Genomic DNA, 17752 nt, shown 5'->3' with positions numbered 1-17752 from the left:
CGATCTCCCTGGGACGGTTATTTAATACTGTCTCGCATCCAAGATGATGGAGATCGGTCCGATGAAGCACCCTAAACTCCTGATGGCGATCAGTGTCGCCGTCCTGGCCTCTGCCTCGCAGGTCTGGGCTCAGCAGAAGACGCTCTATGTCGCCGGCTATGGCGGCTCGTTCGAGAAGACGATCCGCGAGGAGGTGATCCCGCCGTTCGAGCAGGCCAACGGCGTCAAGGTCGAATACGTCGCTGGCAACTCCACCGACACCCTCGCCAAGCTGCAGGCGCAGAAGGGCAACCAGCAGATCGACGTCGCGATCGTCGATGACGGCCCGATGTACCAGGCGATCCAGCTCGGCTTCTGCGACAAGGTCGCCGGACTGCCCGGCGATCTGCTGGAGGTCGCGCGCTTCAAGGACGACAAGGCGGTCGCCATCGGCCTCGTCGCCACCGGCCTGATGTACAACAAGAAGGTGTTTGCGGAGAAAGGCTGGGCCGCGCCGACCTCGTGGAACGATCTCAAGGATCCGAAATACAAGCAGCTGCTCGTCATTCCGCCGATCAACAACACCTACGGCCTCAACGTGCTCCTGATGCTGGCGAAGATGAACGGCGGCAGCGAGAGCAATGTCGATGCCGGTTTCAAGATCTTCAAGAATGACATCAATCCCAACGTGCTGGCCTACGAGCCGTCGCCCGGCAAGATGACCGAGCTGTTCCAATCGGGGCAGGCGGTCATCGCGGTGTGGGGCAGCGGTCGCGTGCAGAGCTTTGCCAACACCGGCTTCCCGGTCGATTTCGTCTATCCGAAAGAAGGGGCCGTGAGCCTGCTGACGACGGCGTGTCCGATCGCCAAGCCGTCGGTCTCGCCGCTGGCCTCGAGCTTCATCAAGCTGCTGCTCGATCCGAAGATCCAGCTCACGATGCTGAAGGAATATGGCTATGGCCCGGTCGTGAAGTCCGTCGTGGTCCCCGAGGGCGTGGGCGCGATGGCGCCGATCGGCGAACGCGCCGCCAAGGTCTATGCGCCCGATTGGACCGTGGTCAACGAAAAGCGCGAGGAATGGACCAAGCGCTGGAATCGCGAGGTCGAACGCTGACTGGTCGTTTGTTGCGAGCCTCTCGTTGACGACGGTGTTCTCCCTTCCCCGCAGGGGGGAAGGGAAGTGCACCGTGCGCGGGGCGCCAGTATTCCTCGCCCATCTGGATCCAAAGCATGTCCTTCCTCGAGATCGATCGCGTCGGCAAATCTTTCGGCCCCAACGCGGCCGTCGAAGAGTTCAGCCTCGGCGTCGCCAAGGGCGAGTTCATCTCGTTCCTCGGCCCCTCGGGCTGCGGCAAGACCACCACGTTGCAGATGATCGCGGGCTTCCTCGATCCCTCACACGGCGCGATCCGCCTCGAGGGCAGGGACCTCGTCGCAGTGCCACCGGCGAAGCGCGGCCTCGGCATCGTGTTCCAGAGCTACGCGCTGTTTCCTCACATGACCGCGGCCGAGAACGTCGCGTTCGGCCTGGAGATGCGCAAAGTCGCGCGCAAGGAACGCGAGGAGCGCGTGCGATCGGCGCTCGCGCTGGTCGGCCTCGCCGGCTATGAGGACCGTCATCCCCGCCGCATGTCCGGCGGCCAGCAGCAGCGCGTTGCGCTCGCGCGCGCGCTGGTGATCCGGCCGAGCCTGCTGCTGCTCGATGAGCCCCTGTCCAACCTCGATGCGCGCCTGCGCGAGGACATGCAGATCGAGCTGCGCCAGATCCAGCGCGATCTCGGCACCACGACCATCCTCGTCACCCATGACCAGATCGAGGCGATGTCGCTGTCCGACCGCATCGTCGTGATGAGCAAAGGCAGGATCGAGCAGATCGGCACGCCGCAGCAGGTCTACGAGCAGCCGGCTTCCGCCTTCGTCGCGCAGTTTCTCGGCAAGACCAACGAGTTTGCTGCGACCGTGGACCACACCGGGGGGCAGGCCAGACTGGTCGCGGGATCGTGGAGTGCGCCGGCGCCGGCCGGCGTGGCCGGCTCCGTCGCCGTCAGCGTCCGGCCCGAGCGCATCAACTTCGGCGACGCCGGGCTTGCAGGGCGCATCACGAGCCGCATCTTCCAGGGCAATCACTGGCTGTTCCAATGCGACACCGAATGCGGGCCCGCCATCGTAATCCGGCAGAATGACGGCCAGCCGCAGCCGGAGCAGGGCGCAGCGGTGCATCTCGTCTGGCAGGTCTCGGACATGAGCCTGCGCGCTGCGAAGGCTGCAGCATGAGCGCGACCATCGCGTCCAACTCGTCGGAGACGCGCGCCGGCCTTTCGCTGGCGCTGCCGGCCTTGATGCTGTTCCTGGGCGTCGTCGTGATCCCGTTGGCGATGACCGTGATGCTGTCGTTCCACGATTGGGGCCAGTACAAGGGCATCGAGCCGGTCTTCATCCTGAAGAACTGGCGCGAGATCGTGGACGATCCCTACTACGCGGAGATGTTCTGGCGCACCTTCCGCGTCGCGGTGCTGGCGACCTTGATCACGGCGGTGTTCGGCGTACCGGAGGCCTATATCCTCAACCGCATGCAGGGGCCGTGGAAGGGTCTCTTCCTGCTGGTGATCATCGGCCCGCTGCTGATCTCGGTCGTTGCGCGCACCCTCGGCTGGGCGCTCCTGTTCGGCGGTAACAACGGGCTCGCCAACAAGCTCCTGATGACATCAGGCCTGATCGAGTCACCAATCAGGTTCATGTTCACCGAGACCGGCATGGTGATCGCGCTGGCGCACGCGATGATGCCGTTCATGGTGCTCGCGGTGTGGACCGCGCTGCAGCGGCTCGATCCGCAGGTCGAGAATGCGGCGCTGTCGCTGGGGGCAAGCTCGCTGACGGTGGTCCGCCGCATCGTGCTGCCGCAGATCATGCCGGGCGTGCTGTCGGGCGCCATCATCGTATTCTCGCTGTCCGCCAGCGCGTTCGCGACGCCGGCGATCATCGGCGGCCGCAGGCTCAAGGTCGCGGCGACGCTCGCCTATGACGAATTCCTCAATACGTTGAACTGGCCGCTCGGCGCCGCGGTCGCCGTGCTGCTGCTGATCGCGCTCGTCCTGATCGTCGTCGGATCCAACGCGCTGATCGAGCGCCGCTATCAGGAGGTGTTCCGATGAGCCGGAACGGCCCTCTGGCGCTGATCTTCCATGCCGTGTTCGTCGTCTTCATGGTGGCGCCGATCGTCGTCGTGTGCTGGGTCGCGTTCACGCCCGAAGGTTTTCTGTCGATCCCGATCACCAGCTTCTCGCTGCGCTGGTTCAGGGCGCTCGCCGACTATCCGGAATTCGTCCACGCCTTCGGCGTGAGCCTGTGGCTCGGCGCGCTGTCGTCGTGTGTGGCACTCTTGTTCGCGGTGCCGGCGGCGCTCGCGATCAGCCGCTATCGCTTCCGCGGCCGTGACGCGCTGTCGGCGCTGTTCCTGTCGCCCTTGATGATCCCGCACGTCGTGCTCGGCATCGCCTTCCTGCGCTTCTTCACGTCGGTCGGCGTCGGCGGCACCTTCGTGGCGCTGGTGATCGCCCATGTCGTCGTGGTGTTTCCGTTCGCGCTGCGGCTGACGCTTGCGGCCGCGACCGGCATGGACCGGTCGATCGAGATGGCCGCGGTCTCGCTCGGTGCCGACGGCTGGACCATGTTTCGCCGCGTCACCTTGCCCGCGATCCTGCCGGGCATCGTGAGCGGCTGGATGCTCGCCTTCATCCAGTCGTTCGACGATCTGACCATGACCGTGTTCCTGGCGACGCCCGGCACCGAGACCTTGCCGGTGCGCATGTTCCTCTACATCCAGGACAACATCGATCCGCTGGTGACGTCGGTGTCGGCCAGCGTCATCGCCATCACCATGACCGTTCTGATCGTGCTCGATCGCGTCTATGGCCTCGACCGCGTGCTCACCGCCAAAGGCGGCGACGCAGGACGATAGGAGATACTACGATGAGAGACTATGACGTCGCCGTCGTCGGCGGCGGCCTGCTCGGCTCTGCGATTGCCTGGGGGCTCGGCCGGCTCGGCCAGCGCGTCGCCGTGCTCGACGAGGGCGACATCGCCAAGCGTGCCTCGCGCGCCAACTTCGCGCTGGTGTGGGTGCAGAGCAAGGGCCTGGGCATGCCGGCCTACACCGGCTGGACGGTGCGCGGCTCCAAGGCGTGGCCGAAGCTCGCCGAGGAGCTGAAGGCGCAGACCGGTCTCGACGTGGTGCTGCAGCAGAACGGCGGCTTTCATCTCACCCTCGGCGAGGCCGAGTACGAGCAGCGCACCCAGCTCGTCGCGCGCATGCACAACCAGGTCGGCGCCGCCGACTATCAAATGGAGATGCTGCCGGCGTCCGAGGTGAAGAAGATGCTGCCGCTGATCGGCCCGGAGGTCTCGGGCGGCAGCTTCTGCCCCTATGACGGTCACGTGAATTCGCTGCGCACCTTCCGCGCCCTGCACGCCGGCATGAAGCAGTTCGGCGTCGACTATCTGCCGGAGCGTGCGGTCGGTGCGATCGCGCTGGACGGCAGTGAGTTCAGGCTGACGACGGCGCAAGGCGAGATCCGCGCGGCGAAGGTCGTGCTCGCGGCAGGAAATGCCAACCAGACCCTGGCGCCGATGGTCGGGCTGTCGGCGCCGATGGGGCCGACGCGCGGCCAGATCGTCGTGACCGAGCGCACGATGCCGTTCTTGCCGCATCCGTTGACCACGATCCGCCAGACAGACGAGGGCACGGTGATGATCGGCGACAGCAAGGAGGACGAGCTCGACGACCGCGTGCAGAACCATCCGATCAACGCGGTCATGGCCGATCGCGCCCAGCGCACCTTCCCGCATCTGGCGCGGCTCAACGTCGTCAGAAGCTGGACCGGCATCCGCGTGATGCCGAAGGACGGCTTTCCGATCTACGAGCAGTCGGAGAGCCACCCGGGCGCCTTCGTCGCCTGCTGCCATTCCGGCGTGACGCTCGCGGCGAACCACGCTTTCGACATCGCGCGCATGGTCAAGGACGGCGCGCTCGAGCCGGAGCTGGTCGGTGCATTCACAGCCAGCCGCTTCGACAGCAAAGCGGGAGCGGGCGGCAGTGGCTACTACTGAGGGATGACGGCGCAAGGCGCCATGGAGACGATGATGTTCAAACGAACTGAGGGTGATGCGAGGGGATCGGTGACGATCCATGTCGAGGGCCAGCCGATTGCCGCGCGCGAGGGTGACTCCGTGTCGGCGGCGCTGCTCGCCTCCGGCCTCGACGTCCGGCGCGCCACCGCGGTCAGCGGCGCAAGGCGCCTGCCTTATTGCATGATGGGCGTGTGCTTCGACTGCCTCGTCACCATCGATGGAGTCGGTAACCGGCAAGGCTGTCTCGTGCCTGTCGCCGAGGGCATGCAGATCGAAGTCCAGAAGGGCAAGCGGGAGATCGGCAAATGAGCGCCGCGCCGAAGCATGATGAATATGACGTCGTGGTGATCGGCGCCGGTCCTGCGGGCCTCGCTGCTGCAGAGATGACGGCTGGCGCCGCTCTGTCGACGCTGCTGATCGACGAGAACACCGGCCCCGGCGGCCAGGTCTGGCGTGCGATCGATGCGACGCCTCTGAAGAGCGAAGCGCTGCTCGGCGCGGACTATTGGTCCGGCAAGCAGCTCGTGAAAGCCGCGCGCGACAGCGGTGCGGAGATCATTCATCGCGCCACGGTGTGGAGCCTCGACCGCAATCTCGAGATCGGCGTCTCGGTGGCCGGAGGCTCGGCCTTCATCAAGGCCAAGCGGGTCATCATCGCGACCGGAGCGCAGGAGCGTCCGTTCCCGATTCCCGGCTGGACCCTGCCCGGCGTGATGACCGCGGGCGCGGCGCAGACGATGTTGAAATCCTCCGGCCTCGTGCCTGACTGCCCGACGATTTTGGCCGGGCAGGGGCCGCTGCTGTGGCTGCTCGCGGCGCAGATCCTGCGCCTCGGCGGCCGCATCGATCGCATTCTCGACACCACCCCGCGCGCCAACTACATCGCGGCGCTGCCTCATGCCCTCGCGTTCCTGACCTCGCCCTATTTCGGCAAGGGGCTCGCGATGATGCGCGAGGTGCGCGCGAAGGTGCGCGTCACCAGCGGCGTGACCGAACTCGTGGCAGAGGGCGAGGGCAAGCTCTCGGCGGTCAGCTACGCCACAGCGGGCGGCAAGCGCGAGACGCTGGCGGCCGAGTTGCTGCTGCTGCATCAGGGCGTGATCCCCAATGTGAATCTCGCGATGGCCGCCGGCGTCGAGCATCGCTGGAACGAGCTGCAGCTGTGCTGGACTCCGGTGCTGGATGCCCTAGGTAACAGCTCCATTCCCGGCATCGCCATTGCCGGCGATGGCGCCGGCATTGGCGGCGCGCAGGCGGCCGTGGTGCGCGGCCGGCGGGCGGCCGGGGATGCGATCAAGGCGCTTCGCCCGCACGCAAAGGTCATCGATAGGTCTGCGGAGCTGGCCCGCGCCGAGCGCGGCAGGACCTTCCTCGACGTTCTGTTCCAGCCGGCAAAGCAGTTCCGTATCCCGCAAGGCGACACCATCGTATGCCGCTGCGAGGAGATCACCGCCAAGGACGTGCTCGACTCCGTCGCGATCGGCGCCACCGGGCCGAACCAGCTCAAGGCCTATCGCCGCACCGGCATGGGGCCGTGCCAGGGGCGGCTGTGTGGCCTCACCGTCACCGAGCTGATGGCCGAGGCGCGCGGCAAGACCCCGCAGGAGATCGGCTACTACCGGCTGCGCGCGCCGGTGAAGCCGATCATGCTGTCGGAGCTCGCAGGCCTGCCGAAGACTGAAGAGGCCACCAAGGCCGTGGTGCGCGGATGACGGTGAAGACGGATGCCATCATCGTGGGTGGCGGCATCCACGGCTGCTCGACCGCGCTGCATCTATGCCTGGCCGGGTTGAAGCCGGTGCTGATCGAGAAGGACTATGCCGGCCGTCACGCCTCCGGTGTCAATGCCGGCGGCGTGCGCCAACTCATGCGCGACGTCGCGGAGATTCCGCTGTCGATCCGCTCGATGGGCATCTGGGAGAACATCAGCGACCTGGTCGATGATGATTGCGGCTTCGAAAGCTTCGGCCAGGTGCTGGTCGCCGAGAACGACGCGGAGCTCGACGCCTGTCGCGCCCGCGTCGCCGATCTCAACGCGCGCGGCTTCAGCCACGAGGAGCTGATCGACGGCACGGAATTGCGTCGCCTCGTGCCGGCGGTAGCGGAGAGCTGTCCGGGCGGCGTGGTGTCGCGGCGCGACGGCGCGGCGCAGCCCGCGCGCACCACGACGGCGTTCCGCCGCAAGGCGGAGCAGCTCGGCGCGCTCATTCGCGAGGGCGTGGCGGCGACGAACATCCGCAAGGACGGCAAGCTTTGGCATGTCGACGTCGGCTCCGAGAGCTTTGCCGCTCCGGTGCTGGTCAATGCCGCCGGCGCCTGGGCCGGCCGCATTGCAGAACAGTGCGGCGAGCCGGTGCCGGTCGAGACCATCGCGCCGATGCTGATGATCACGTCGCCCGTCGCGCACTTCATCGATCCCGTCGTCATCCTGCGCGGCCGCAAGCTGTCGTTCAAGCAGTTCCCCAACGGCACAGTGTTGATCGGCGGCGGACACCTCGCCATCCCCTATCAGGACCGCAACGAGACCGTGCTCGACTGGCGCAAGCTGTCGGAGAGCGCGCGCACCGTCGCGGAGCTGTTCGCGGTGATGCGCAGCGCGACCATCGTGCGCGCCTGGGCCGGCATCGAGGCGCGCATGCGCGACGACATTCCGGTGTTCGGGCCGAGCGCCGTTCACGACGGGCTGTATCACCAGTTCGGCTTCTCCGCGCACGGCTTCCAGCTCGGCCCCGGCGCCGGCGCGGTGATGGCCGAGCTCATCGCGCACGGCGGCACCCAGACGCGCATCGGCGATCTCAGCATCGCGCGCTTTCAGAACTCCATCCCTTCACCATCCACATGAGGACATGATGACCATCACCCGCAAGATCCGCTCCGCCATCCACCACCGCATCGTCGAGGCCAACGGCTTCGTCTTCATCGGCGGCACCATCGCCGACGATACCTCGGTGTCGATGGGCGAGCAGACCCGCAACATCCTCGGCAAGATCGACGGCTTCCTGAAGGAAGCTGGCACCGACAGGTCGCGCGTCGTCTCCGGCCAGATCTTCGTCACCGACCTGTCGAAGAAGAAGGAGATGGATGCGGCCTGGACTGCGTTCTTCGGCGACGACCTGCCGGTTCGCGCCACGGTCGGCGTCTCCGATCTCGGCGGCGGCGCGCTGATCGAGATCGTGGTCACGGCCGTCAAGGGTTGAGCATCGCGCCGCATCGAGCGGTCAATCGATCACGCGCGGGGCTCGCTCCGCGCGTGATTTGCTTTTCGGTCCAATTCGATCGAACATGAGCCTGTCCGTCCACCGCACGCGCCGAAAGCCGACATCATGAATGAAGAGCGTAGCCTGCCGCGTCCATCTGCTGGCCTGAAGGCAGTGTTCGCTCACATCGAGAATCAAAAGCAGGATTTCCTGGCCCGCGTGATGGACTATGTCCGGCATCCCTCGATCAGCGCTCATAACATCGGCATCACCGAGGTCGCCGCGCTGCTGGTCGCCATGCTGCAGGAGATGGGCCTCGACGCCGAGACGATCGCGACCGCCGGGCATCCGATGGTGCTCGGACGCTGGCAGAAGAAGCCGGGCGCACCTACCGTGCTGCTCTACGGGCACTACGACGTGCAGCCGCCGGATCCGTTGGAGCTGTGGCTGAGTCCGCCGTTCGAGCCGACCATCCGCGATGGCCGCATCTATGCCCGCGGCATCGGCGACAACAAGGGGCAGCATTTCGCGCAGCTCATGGCGATCGAATCCCATCTCCGAGTGCATGGCGAGCTGCCCTGCAATGTGATCTTTCTGCTCGAAGGCGAGGAGGAGATCGGCAGCCCGCGCATCGCCGATTTCGTCGCTGAGCATCGCGACGGGCTGAAGGCCGATTTCGTCGTCACCGCGGACGGGCCGATGCACCCCTCGGGGCGGCCGACCATGACCTATGGCGTGCGCGGCATGTGCTCGTTCGAGCTGCGCGCGAAGCACGCCAGCCGCGACGTGCATTCTGGCAACCTCGGCGGCCTCGTGCCGAATCCGATCTGGACGTTGGTCCACCTGCTCGGGACGATGAAGAACGCCGCGGGCGAGATCACCATCGAGGGGCTGCATGATGCGATCGTGCCGCCGAGCGAGCTGGACATTGCTGCCGTGAAGCGCCTGCCGCTGGACCTCGATGCCGCCAAGGCGAGCCTCGGTCTCAGCCATCTCGATGCGCCGCCCGATCGCGGCTACTACGAACGTCTGATGTTCCATCCGACGCTGACCATCAACGGCTTGCACGGCGGTTATGGCGGACCGGGCAGCAAGACCGTGCTGCCCTGCGAGGCCTTCGCCAAATGCGACATCCGCCTGGTCGAGGCGATGACGCCGGACGACGTGTTGGCGAAGGTGGAGGCGCATGTGAAGCGCCATGCGCCGGAGGTGGAGTTCATCCGGCGCGGCGGCATGCTGCCGTCGCGCGTGCCGCTCGATTCGCCCTTTGGCGCGATCGTGCGCGATGCCATCGCGCTCGCGCATGGCCTTACACCGCTCGAATTCCCGTGCACCGGCGGCAGTCTGCCGGACTACGTCTTCACCAAGATCCTCGGCATTCCCGCCTTCGTCGTTCCCTATGCGAATGCCGACGAGGCCAATCACGCGCCCAACGAGAACATGACGATCGACTGCTTCTACAATGGCATCCGCACCGGTGCGGCACTGCTCGACCGCGTCGGCGCGCGCGTGCGCTGATGCCGGCGGAACGGCCATCACGATTCCGCGTGCAGTGCGGGAGACGTCATCGAGCAGCCACGAACGGATGGCAAGCACACGGTCGTCCGCCGCCTTGCGGGTGAATCGGCCGCACGCGGCGAGATCGCGCATGGATTAACGCAGTTGATATCGCCTAGTCTCGGAAGGGATTAGTAATCGCCGCTTCAGGGCTCGGAGCTGCCACATGCACGACCCCGTTGACCAGCCGAGTGATTCGGCAAGTTCCGCTTTCCCTTGCGCGCGCGATCAGCGCAGCGCTCCGGAACACCCCGCCGCGGTTCCTGTGATCCAGCTCGACCACGCGCCAGCAATCGAGCCTGCGCCCAATGTCGATGAGGCTGCACAAAGCCCTGGCGCTCTCAGTCGGAAACGGTCCGATGGCGCGCATCTTGTCATACCGACCATGTGGCGCTGAGAAGGTCTCGCTCTTGGCGGCGAGCGAACATGCGATGTTCGGCGACGAGTTCCTGGAAGAACACCTTCGCCAACAACACATTCGAGTTGAGATCGCCACCTACAAGCCGCGGCTCTCATTGTGCCGTGCCGCCTAGTGTCGAGGAGGGTTGGCGCGCCGCTCGAGCAGTCGTTGCAGGAGGAGGACCGATGGCAGGGTGGGTCGACTCCAATGCCGAGAAGGTCACGGAATTTGCTGGGTACGAGGAGCGTCAGGCGGCGTAACCTGGCGGTATCTCGGTCGGGATATGGAACCCGTCAGCGCGATGACAACCTCCGGTATCATCCGGATACCCACGACTCTCCTGATCTAGTAAGTAAAAACTAGCCCTTCTTGGGGCGTTTCCTCCCTGGACTTGGGCCGCCTGCACTTCGTGTGTCGGCGGCCTCTTTCTTTCAGGGGGGGGGGGAGGGGAGTGGTGCTCTGGCCCCGCAACCGGCCCCATGGGCGTTCGGTCCAGTCGCGCTCCTCCAAGCCGGTGATATCCCCGCGACAGTGTGAGATCGAGATCGCCCCACGCCGCGTCGCCGACCGGGCGCGTGCGACCGGAGCCTCAGCGCCGCGCGTGCTGCCAGCGCAGCAGCCGGCTCTCGGCCGCGCCCATCGCGAGCGCGGTCGTGTAGCCGATGATTCCGAGCAGCATCACGCCGGCAAACAGATCCGCCGAGCGGAACGAGCGCGCCGACAGCAGCACCCATTGGCCGAGGCCGTCGAGACCGGCGAGCATCTCGCAGACGACGGCGAGGATCAGCGCGACCGTGAGGCTCAGCCGCATGCCGGCGAGGATGTCGGGTGCCGCCGATGGCAGCGCGATCTTGAAGATCACGGCGAGCCGCGACATGTGCAGCACCCGCGCGACTTCGTAGAGTCGTGGTTCGACCGCGGCGAAGCCGTGGATCGTCCCGAGCAGCAGCGGCCACAGCGAGCCGAACGCGATCACGAACAGCGCCATGCCCTGGCTCAGTCCAAGAACGGCGATGGCGACAGGAATGATCGCTGAGACCGGCAGCGGCCGCAGCAGCTCCAGGGTCGGTGCGACGTAGATGCGCATCGCCTTCGAGGAGCCGATCATGGCGCCGAGCGCGATGCCGGCGGCGGAGGCGAGCAGCCAGCCATAGGCCATATGCGTGAGGGTGCCCGTGAGTTTGGTCAGGAGATCGCCGCTCGTGAAGCCGCGCAGCAGCGCCGCCCAGGCGCGGTCGGGGCTGGGAAGAAACACCGGTGATATCAGCCGCTGATCGGCGGCGCACTGCCACAGCACGATGATGCCGGCGGCGACGGCGAAGCTGGCGAGGCGCCAGGCGGCGACCGACCACTTCATGCGGGGTCTCCCATCGCGGCCGCGCGCTCGAACAAGCTTTGTTGTGCAGCCATCAGCGCGGTATTGAGCGCAAACCCGGTCACGCCGATCCATACCAGATAGGCCAGCATCAGATCGGGCCGCAACGCCTGCTGCGCGGTCATGATGGCGGCGCCGAGGCCGAGCGGGTTGATCGCGATCTCCACCGTGACCGCGACGATCAGCGCGATGCCGGCGGCGAGCCGGAACGCCAGAAAGATGCGGGGCAGGGCGGCGGGGATGACGATCTTCCTGATGCGATCGCGCTGCGTCAGCCGCAGCACGCGCGCCACCTCGATCAGCCGCGGCTCGATGCCGCCCACCGCGGCACGCGTCACGATCAGCACCGGCCAGACGCAGGCAAAGGCGACGATCGCGATCTCCATGCGATAGCCGAAGCCGAGCGCGATCAGCGCGATCGGCAGCAGCGCCACTGAAGGAATGGGCCTGATCGCCTCGATCGTGACCTCCATCAGCCGGTTGAAGACAGGCGACAGGCCGAGCGCGATGCCCAGCACGAGGCCGATGGTGCCGCCGAGCGCGAGGCCGGCGAACACCGAGGCGAGCGTGTCGCGCGTCGCCGCCAGCAGCGAGCCGTCGGTCAGCGCGCCCAGCAAGGCGAGCGCGATCGCGCTCGGCGGCGCCAGCGAGTCGCTCTGCACGCCGGCGAGCCGCATCCAAGCTTCGAACACGAGCAGTGCCGCGAACGGCAGCAGGACGGGCTTGATGCGATCCGGCATCGTCATTCGCTCGCCTTGATGAAGTCGAACAACTCGCGCCGCAGCCGCAGGAACTCCGGATGCTCGCGCGTCGCCAACTGGTCGCGCGGCCGCGGCAGGCCGATCTTCAATTCCAAGCCGACGCGGCCGGGATGCGGCAGCAGGCCGACCACGCGGTCGCCGAGATAGATCGCCTCCTCGAGATCATGCGTGACGAACACGACGGTGGCGCCGGTCGCCGCCACCAGCGCCAGCATCTCGTCCTGCAGTCCCTGGCGCGTCATCGCGTCCAGCGCGCCGAACGGCTCATCCATCAGCAGCACCTTCGGATCCTGCGCGAGGCAGCGCGCGATCTGCAGCCGCTGCTGCATGCCGCCCGACATCTCGGTCGGATATTTGGCCGCATGGCCGGCGAGCCCGACCTTGGCGAGCAACTCGGCGATGCGCGCCTCGCGCTGTGCGGAGGGCATTCCGATCGTCTCCAAGGCCAGCGAGATGTTGCCGGCGGCGGTGCGCCACGGCAGCAGCGCCTTGCCATAGTCCTGGAACACGACGGCGATCTCGCGCCGCGGCGCGCGCATCGCCTCGCCCTCGAAGCGCACGCTGCCGCCGGTCGGCTGGTACAGCCCGGCCGCCAGCCGCAGCGCCGTGGTCTTGCCGCAGCCGGAGGCGCCGACCACGCACAGGATCTCGCCAGCTCCGACCTCCAGACTGATCGTGTCGATGATCGTCTTGCCGCCGAGCACCAGCGCGACATCGTCGAAGGCGATCTGCGCGCGCGCAGGCGAGGGAGATGATTGCACCAATGCAAGGGCAGGCTCTGCCATCTCAGGCTCCCTTCGGATGCGGATAGACGATATCGACGGTCGAGCACAGATGTGCCTCAAGCCGCGCCTGGGCCGCGGCGGCATTGCGCGCGAGCACGAGGTCGGCGAGCGTCTCGTGCTCCTTGATGAATCCGCTGCCATCCTCGAAGCTGCGCATCATCACGCGGCGGTAGCGATAGGCCTGGTCGTAGAGATCCGAATGAGCGGCGAGCAGGCGCCGTGATCCGCAGGCCGCCAGCAGCGCGGTGTGAAACGCCTTGTGCAAGCGATCGAACTCCGGCGCGCCTTCGCGGAACTCGGTCTGCATGCGCTGGATGTAGCGGCGCATCTGATGGAGCGCGGCGATGATGCCGGCCTCCCATTGGTCGTCGCCGCTCTGCATCGCCAGCCGCAGCGCCTCTTTCTCCACGACAGTGCGCATGCGCGTGATGTCGACGAGATCGTCCCGGCTGACCTCGGCGACGCGAAAACCGCGCTGGCCGATGCCGACGATCAGGCCGCGCGATACCAGCCGCGACAGCCCCTCGCGCAGCGGCGTCGGCCCGATCTCGTAGCGCCTGGCGAGCTCGACGATCCCCAGACGCGAGCCGGGGGCCAGAATGCCGGCGACGATGTCGCGCTCGATCAGCGCGGCGGCGCGCTCGCTGAGCGTGTCGCCGCTCGTCGGCTCAGTCTGCAGGATCGGGTTCGTTGCCGTCATCAGTTGAGGATCAATGTCTTGAGGTCGAGCTTGGTCTGCAGCATCTTCTGCGCCGACATCACGTCGATCCACCACGCCAGCTGCTCGGGCTTCAGCACCGGCTCGGCGTAGTTCGGCGCCGTCAGCTTGACCAGCTCCAGCGGTTGCTTGGTGAACTTGGCGATGGCGGCCGAGGCCTTCTCACGATCATTGTTCACGATTGGGGCGGCCTCCGCGATGGCGGCGCGGAATTTCTTCACCGTCTCCGGGTTCTTCTCGGCCCATTCGCGCGAGGCCGCATAGAAGATGATCGGCTCGGTGCGGGCGAGTTCGGCGGCGTAGCGCGCGCCGACCGTGCCGAGGCTGGCATTGGTCATGCGCGTCACGAACGGCTCGGCCGTCAGCACCGCATCGACGCCGCCCGACTTGATGGTGTCGGCCATGGTCGGAAACGTCACCTCGACGAAGTTGACGCTTCGTGGATCGACGCCCTTCTCGACCAGCCATTTCACGAACAGCACGTGCAGGAAGGCGCCGATGCCGGGGGCGCCGACCTTCTTGCCCTTGAAGTCCTGCGGCCCAGTGATGGTGATGCCGTTGCGCACGAAGGCGGCGACCGCATCGTTCGAGGTCTTGTTCATGATCGAGGCGCCGGAGACCGCGACGAGGTCGAGCCCACCGTCGGCGGCCTGGAGGAACACGGTCGATGTCGGCCCGCCGATCTGGATCGAGTTGGAGAGGATGGCTGCGGGGATGTTCGAGTTGATCCCGATCAGCACCATCTCTGCGTCGAGCCCGTGCTTCTTGAAGAGACCCTCATCGACCGCGACCATCGCCGAGGCGCAGTCCGAGGTGGCGGTGCAGCCGATCTGGATCTTCTCGGCGCGTGTCGCAGATGTGAGCACAAGCGTGGCCAGCACCGATCCGAGCGCAGCGCTGATGATCCGATGACGCATCCTTGACTCCTCCCCCGGGCGCCCGTCTCTCGGACGCCTCTTGTTTATCGATATTTTCTATGTTTGTATATTTTCAGACAGAACACAAGGGGAGGCCAGCGTGAAACTTGCGACATTTCGGGCGGAAGGCGGGGAGCGGATCGGCGTCGTCCATGGCGGCGATTCCAAGCTTTTCGACATCGCCGCGGCCGCCGACCGCGCTGGCAAGAGCAATCCGGCGTTCGGCTCGATGCTGTCGTTGATCGATGCCGGCGAAGCCGCGCTCGACGCAGCACGCGCGCTGGTCGAGCGCCATGGCAGCGACGAAAGCCTCTCGCACGACGTCGGCGGCACCGAGCTGCTGGCCCCGGTGCCGGAGCCGCGGCAGATGCGCGACGGCATGTCGTTTCCGCTGCACATCCTGCAGGCGCCGCGCGGCCAGCGAAAGCTCGCGGCGCGGCAGCGCGGCGACGCGCAGGAGCTCGCGCGCATCGATGCCGAGCCGCTCGGCGAATTGCCCGAGGTCTATCGCAAGGTCCCGATCTTCTACATCACCAACCGCTTCAGCGTGCGTGGCCCGAACACGACGGTGAAATGGCCGCGCTACAGCAAGGTGATGGACTATGAGCTGGAGTTCGGCATCATCACCAGGGGCAAAGGCAAGGATATTCCGGCCGCGAAGGCGCGCGATCACATCTTCGGCTTCACGATCTTCAACGACTTCTCCGCGCGCGACACGCAGCGCATCGAGATGGACGGCCGGCTCGGCCCCTCCAAAGGCAAGAGCTTTGACGGCGGCAACGTGATGGGGCCGTGGATCGTGACCCCGGACGAGATCGGCGATCCCTATCGCCTGAAGATGGAGGCGCGGGTCAACGGCGAGGTCCGCTCGCGTGGCGTCAGCGAGGGCATGCTGTTTTCGTTCGAGGAGCTGATCGCCTATATCAGCAAGGACGAGACCCTGATGCCCGGCGAGTTCATCGGCTCGGGCACCGTCGGCAATGGCTGCGGTCTCGAGCTCGGCTGGTATCTCGAACATGGCGACGTGATCGAGCTCGAGGTCGAGAAGATCGGCATCCTGAAGAACAAGGTCGAGCGGCAGGACGTCTGATCCTGCTGCCGACGACAACAACCAAGAACGACAATGAGAGAAGAGCGCCCATGGCCCGCAGACTGATCGACATCTCCGTGCCCTTGCAGAACGACGTGCCCGCCGATCCGCCCGGCAATCATCCGACCATCACCTATATCGACCATCAGCAGGGCCTGCCGCGCATGCTGCAGTTCTTCGACGGGCTGAAAGCCGAGGATCTGCCGGACGGGCAGGGCTGGGCGGTCGAGCAGGTGAATCTTTCGACCCACAACGGCACGCATCTCGATGCGCCCTGGCATTTTCATCCGACGATGAATCGCGGCGAGCGCGCCTGGACCATCGACGAGGTGCCGCTGGAGTGGTGTCTGCAGCCGGGCGTGAAGCTCGACTTCCGTCGTTTCCCGGACGGCTATGTGGTGACCGCGAGGGATGTCGAGGATGAGCTCAAGCGCATCGGCCACACGCTGTCGCCGCTCGAGATCGTCGTGGTCAATACCTCGGCCGGCGCGCGCTTCGGCCAGGCCAACTACGTCAATTCCGGCTGCGGCATGGGCTATGAGGCGACGATGTATCTGCTCGAGCGCGGCGTGCGCCTGACCGGCACCGACGGCTGGAGCTGGGACGCGCCGTTCGTGTTCACCGCGCAGAAATACGCCGAGACCCACGATGCCGCGCTGATCTGGGAAGGCCACAAGGCCGGACGCCACATCGGCTATTGCCATCTTGAGAAGCTGCACAATCTGGAGCAACTGCCGTCGACGGGGTTCATGGTGTCGTGTTTCCCGGTCAAGATCGAGCGCGCCTCGGCCGGATGGACGCGGGCGGTGGCGATCATCGAGGGGTGAGGCGCCTAATCTCCGATTGAAGTCACGACATGGGTTCTGGCGCGTTTGATCTTCGCGTCATTCCGGGGCGGCGCGCGCCAGCGCGACGAGCCCGGAATCCATCGAGCCGCGCGACGTGCTGAAGGATGGATTCCGGGTTCGCGCTGCGCGCGCCCCGGAATGACCGAGGAGAGGGCTCGGCAAAGCCAGAGAGGGAGCTCGTTGCGCGTCGTGGTGACAGTTGCGAGCCGACCTTGACTACAAAATCAGGCCGCTCTCTCTCATCTCGCTTTAGCAACTACACGCCAGCATGACCTCGTTCCGCCGCAGCATCGGCAGGATCCAGGGCGGATTGTAGAACGCGAGCAGCGGCGATCCGGTGACGGTCAGCCCCTTGCGCTGCGTGTAGTCGCGCAGTTGGCGAGTCTTGTCGGCGATGATGCCGTCGGAGGTGGAGCCCGAAAAGGTGATCGCGACCATGCGCTGCGCAGACTGGGCCGTCAGCTTGATCCGGGCATCGGCCGGCGGCGGCAGAGTGTCGAGCGACCAGTTCGAGGGCATCACGAAGCTGATGCTCCAGCGGTCGCTGGCGACGCCATCGGCGGGCGCGATGGTGGCGCTGGCCTGCTGCTGCACCGGTGCCGTCATCGCGATCTTGGCTTTCGCACGGTTGGCGCCGAAAATGTAGCCGGCGATGATGCGAAAGCCTTCCTCGATCGCCGGCTTGCGCGCGCCCTGCACCTCGGCCTGCGCGATGATCATCGGTGCATAGGCGCGGATTTCGAAGTCGCCATCGCGCGAAACGACGTCGTATCTGGGATGTTCGACCCGGCTCATGAGCGGCCCTGCGGCAATGGCGGCGCCGGCGAGGACAAGCACGGTGGCGCCTGCGAGCCAGATCAGCATGCGGCGTCTCCTCGGTGGTGTCGGCTCGGTCATGGCGGTTGCGCCGTCAGGTTTGAATAACGAGGAAACGCGAGCGAAGGTCCGGCAGATCACGTGCCGGCTGCCCGCCTGCGGTCGTCCTTCGACGCCCGACT

The 17752-nt window shown here is 66.2% G+C and carries 19 protein-coding genes; 13 read left to right on the top strand and 6 right to left on the bottom strand.

Annotated features, from left to right (window positions below; genetic code table 11):
- Positions 1 to 61 precede the first annotated feature (61 nt).
- From ACQR03_RS18100 to ACQR03_RS18050, 11 genes are all read left to right on the top strand, one after another.
- Positions 62 to 1093, top strand: a complete 1032-nt coding sequence (locus ACQR03_RS18100) for an ABC transporter substrate-binding protein (RefSeq protein ID WP_316174197.1) — start codon at positions 62 to 64, stop codon at positions 1091 to 1093.
- Between the two features lie 116 nt (positions 1094 to 1209).
- Complete coding sequence (locus ACQR03_RS18095; protein WP_316166023.1) at positions 1210 to 2253, top strand: ABC transporter ATP-binding protein; 1044 nt, start codon at positions 1210 to 1212, stop codon at positions 2251 to 2253.
- Entirely contained in the window at positions 2250 to 3131 is an 882-nt protein-coding gene (locus tag ACQR03_RS18090) for an ABC transporter permease (protein ID WP_315713263.1), read from the top strand. Before ACQR03_RS18095 ends, ACQR03_RS18090 begins: the two co-directional genes overlap by 4 nt.
- Positions 3128 to 3937, top strand: a complete 810-nt coding sequence (locus tag ACQR03_RS18085; protein ID WP_316166024.1) for an ABC transporter permease — start codon at positions 3128 to 3130, stop codon at positions 3935 to 3937. The genes ACQR03_RS18090 and ACQR03_RS18085 overlap by 4 nt, the downstream gene beginning before the upstream one ends.
- An 11-nt stretch (positions 3938 to 3948) precedes the next feature.
- The gene (locus tag ACQR03_RS18080; protein WP_316174196.1) at positions 3949 to 5085 is read left to right on the top strand and encodes an NAD(P)/FAD-dependent oxidoreductase; all 1137 of its coding nucleotides are present in this window, start codon (positions 3949 to 3951) and stop codon (positions 5083 to 5085) included.
- Between the two features lie 33 nt (positions 5086 to 5118).
- Complete coding sequence (locus tag ACQR03_RS18075) at positions 5119 to 5415, top strand: (2Fe-2S)-binding protein (protein WP_316174195.1); 297 nt, start codon at positions 5119 to 5121, stop codon at positions 5413 to 5415.
- Positions 5412 to 6818, top strand: coding sequence for an NAD(P)/FAD-dependent oxidoreductase (locus ACQR03_RS18070; RefSeq protein ID WP_316174193.1), 1407 nt, complete (start codon positions 5412 to 5414; stop codon positions 6816 to 6818). Before ACQR03_RS18075 ends, ACQR03_RS18070 begins: the two co-directional genes overlap by 4 nt.
- Positions 6815 to 7948 (top strand): NAD(P)/FAD-dependent oxidoreductase, encoded by a 1134-nt coding sequence (locus ACQR03_RS18065; RefSeq protein ID WP_434841405.1) that lies wholly within the window; start codon positions 6815 to 6817, stop codon positions 7946 to 7948. The genes ACQR03_RS18070 and ACQR03_RS18065 overlap by 4 nt, the downstream gene beginning before the upstream one ends.
- Positions 7949 to 7955: 7 nt before the next feature.
- Complete coding sequence (locus ACQR03_RS18060) at positions 7956 to 8303, top strand: RidA family protein (RefSeq protein ID WP_315752792.1); 348 nt, start codon at positions 7956 to 7958, stop codon at positions 8301 to 8303.
- 126 nt (positions 8304 to 8429) lie between these two features.
- Entirely contained in the window at positions 8430 to 9821 is a 1392-nt protein-coding gene (locus ACQR03_RS18055) for a M20/M25/M40 family metallo-hydrolase (protein WP_434841404.1), read from the top strand.
- Positions 9822 to 10219: 398 nt separating this feature from the next.
- Entirely contained in the window at positions 10220 to 10393 is a 174-nt protein-coding gene (locus ACQR03_RS18050) for a hypothetical protein (protein ID WP_434841403.1), read from the top strand.
- 456 nt (positions 10394 to 10849) lie between these two features.
- On the opposite strand, the gene ACQR03_RS18045 is transcribed toward ACQR03_RS18050, so the two are convergent.
- From ACQR03_RS18045 to ACQR03_RS18025, 5 genes are read right to left on the bottom strand one after another with little or no spacing between them, the layout of a single operon-like run.
- Positions 10850 to 11617 (bottom strand): ABC transporter permease, encoded by a 768-nt coding sequence (locus tag ACQR03_RS18045; RefSeq protein WP_315752795.1) that lies wholly within the window; start codon positions 11615 to 11617, stop codon positions 10850 to 10852.
- A complete protein-coding gene (locus tag ACQR03_RS18040; protein ID WP_316187019.1) occupies positions 11614 to 12381 on the bottom strand; it encodes an ABC transporter permease in 768 nt (255 codons plus the stop codon). Before ACQR03_RS18040 ends, ACQR03_RS18045 begins: the two co-directional genes overlap by 4 nt.
- Positions 12378 to 13181 carry an ABC transporter ATP-binding protein gene (locus tag ACQR03_RS18035; protein WP_315825203.1) on the bottom strand — a complete coding sequence of 268 codons (804 nt, stop codon included), beginning with the start codon at positions 13179 to 13181 and terminating at the stop codon, positions 12378 to 12380. Before ACQR03_RS18035 ends, ACQR03_RS18040 begins: the two co-directional genes overlap by 4 nt.
- Position 13182: 1 nt before the next feature.
- A complete protein-coding gene (locus ACQR03_RS18030; protein ID WP_316187018.1) occupies positions 13183 to 13881 on the bottom strand; it encodes a GntR family transcriptional regulator in 699 nt (232 codons plus the stop codon).
- Complete coding sequence (locus tag ACQR03_RS18025) at positions 13881 to 14816, bottom strand: ABC transporter substrate-binding protein (RefSeq protein ID WP_315825201.1); 936 nt, start codon at positions 14814 to 14816, stop codon at positions 13881 to 13883. The genes ACQR03_RS18030 and ACQR03_RS18025 overlap by 1 nt, the downstream gene beginning before the upstream one ends.
- A 100-nt stretch (positions 14817 to 14916) precedes the next feature.
- Between ACQR03_RS18025 and ACQR03_RS18020 the strand changes: the two genes are divergently transcribed.
- Positions 14917 to 15906 (top strand): fumarylacetoacetate hydrolase family protein, encoded by a 990-nt coding sequence (locus tag ACQR03_RS18020; protein WP_434841402.1) that lies wholly within the window; start codon positions 14917 to 14919, stop codon positions 15904 to 15906.
- A gap of 50 nt (positions 15907 to 15956) precedes the next feature.
- A complete protein-coding gene (locus tag ACQR03_RS18015) occupies positions 15957 to 16733 on the top strand; it encodes a cyclase family protein (RefSeq protein WP_315756273.1) in 777 nt (258 codons plus the stop codon).
- A gap of 270 nt (positions 16734 to 17003) precedes the next feature.
- On the opposite strand, the gene ACQR03_RS18010 is transcribed toward ACQR03_RS18015, so the two are convergent.
- Positions 17004 to 17618, bottom strand: a complete 615-nt coding sequence (locus ACQR03_RS18010) for an SOUL family heme-binding protein (protein ID WP_434841401.1) — start codon at positions 17616 to 17618, stop codon at positions 17004 to 17006.
- Between the last annotated feature and the right edge of the window lie 134 nt (positions 17619 to 17752).

The organism is Bradyrhizobium sp. HKCCYLS3070 (assembly GCF_051167575.1).
In the GTDB taxonomy this organism is placed as follows: domain Bacteria; phylum Pseudomonadota; class Alphaproteobacteria; order Rhizobiales; family Xanthobacteraceae; genus Bradyrhizobium.
Note: the sequence above shows the minus strand (reverse complement) of the source record. Positions and strands in the feature narration are given on the sequence as shown.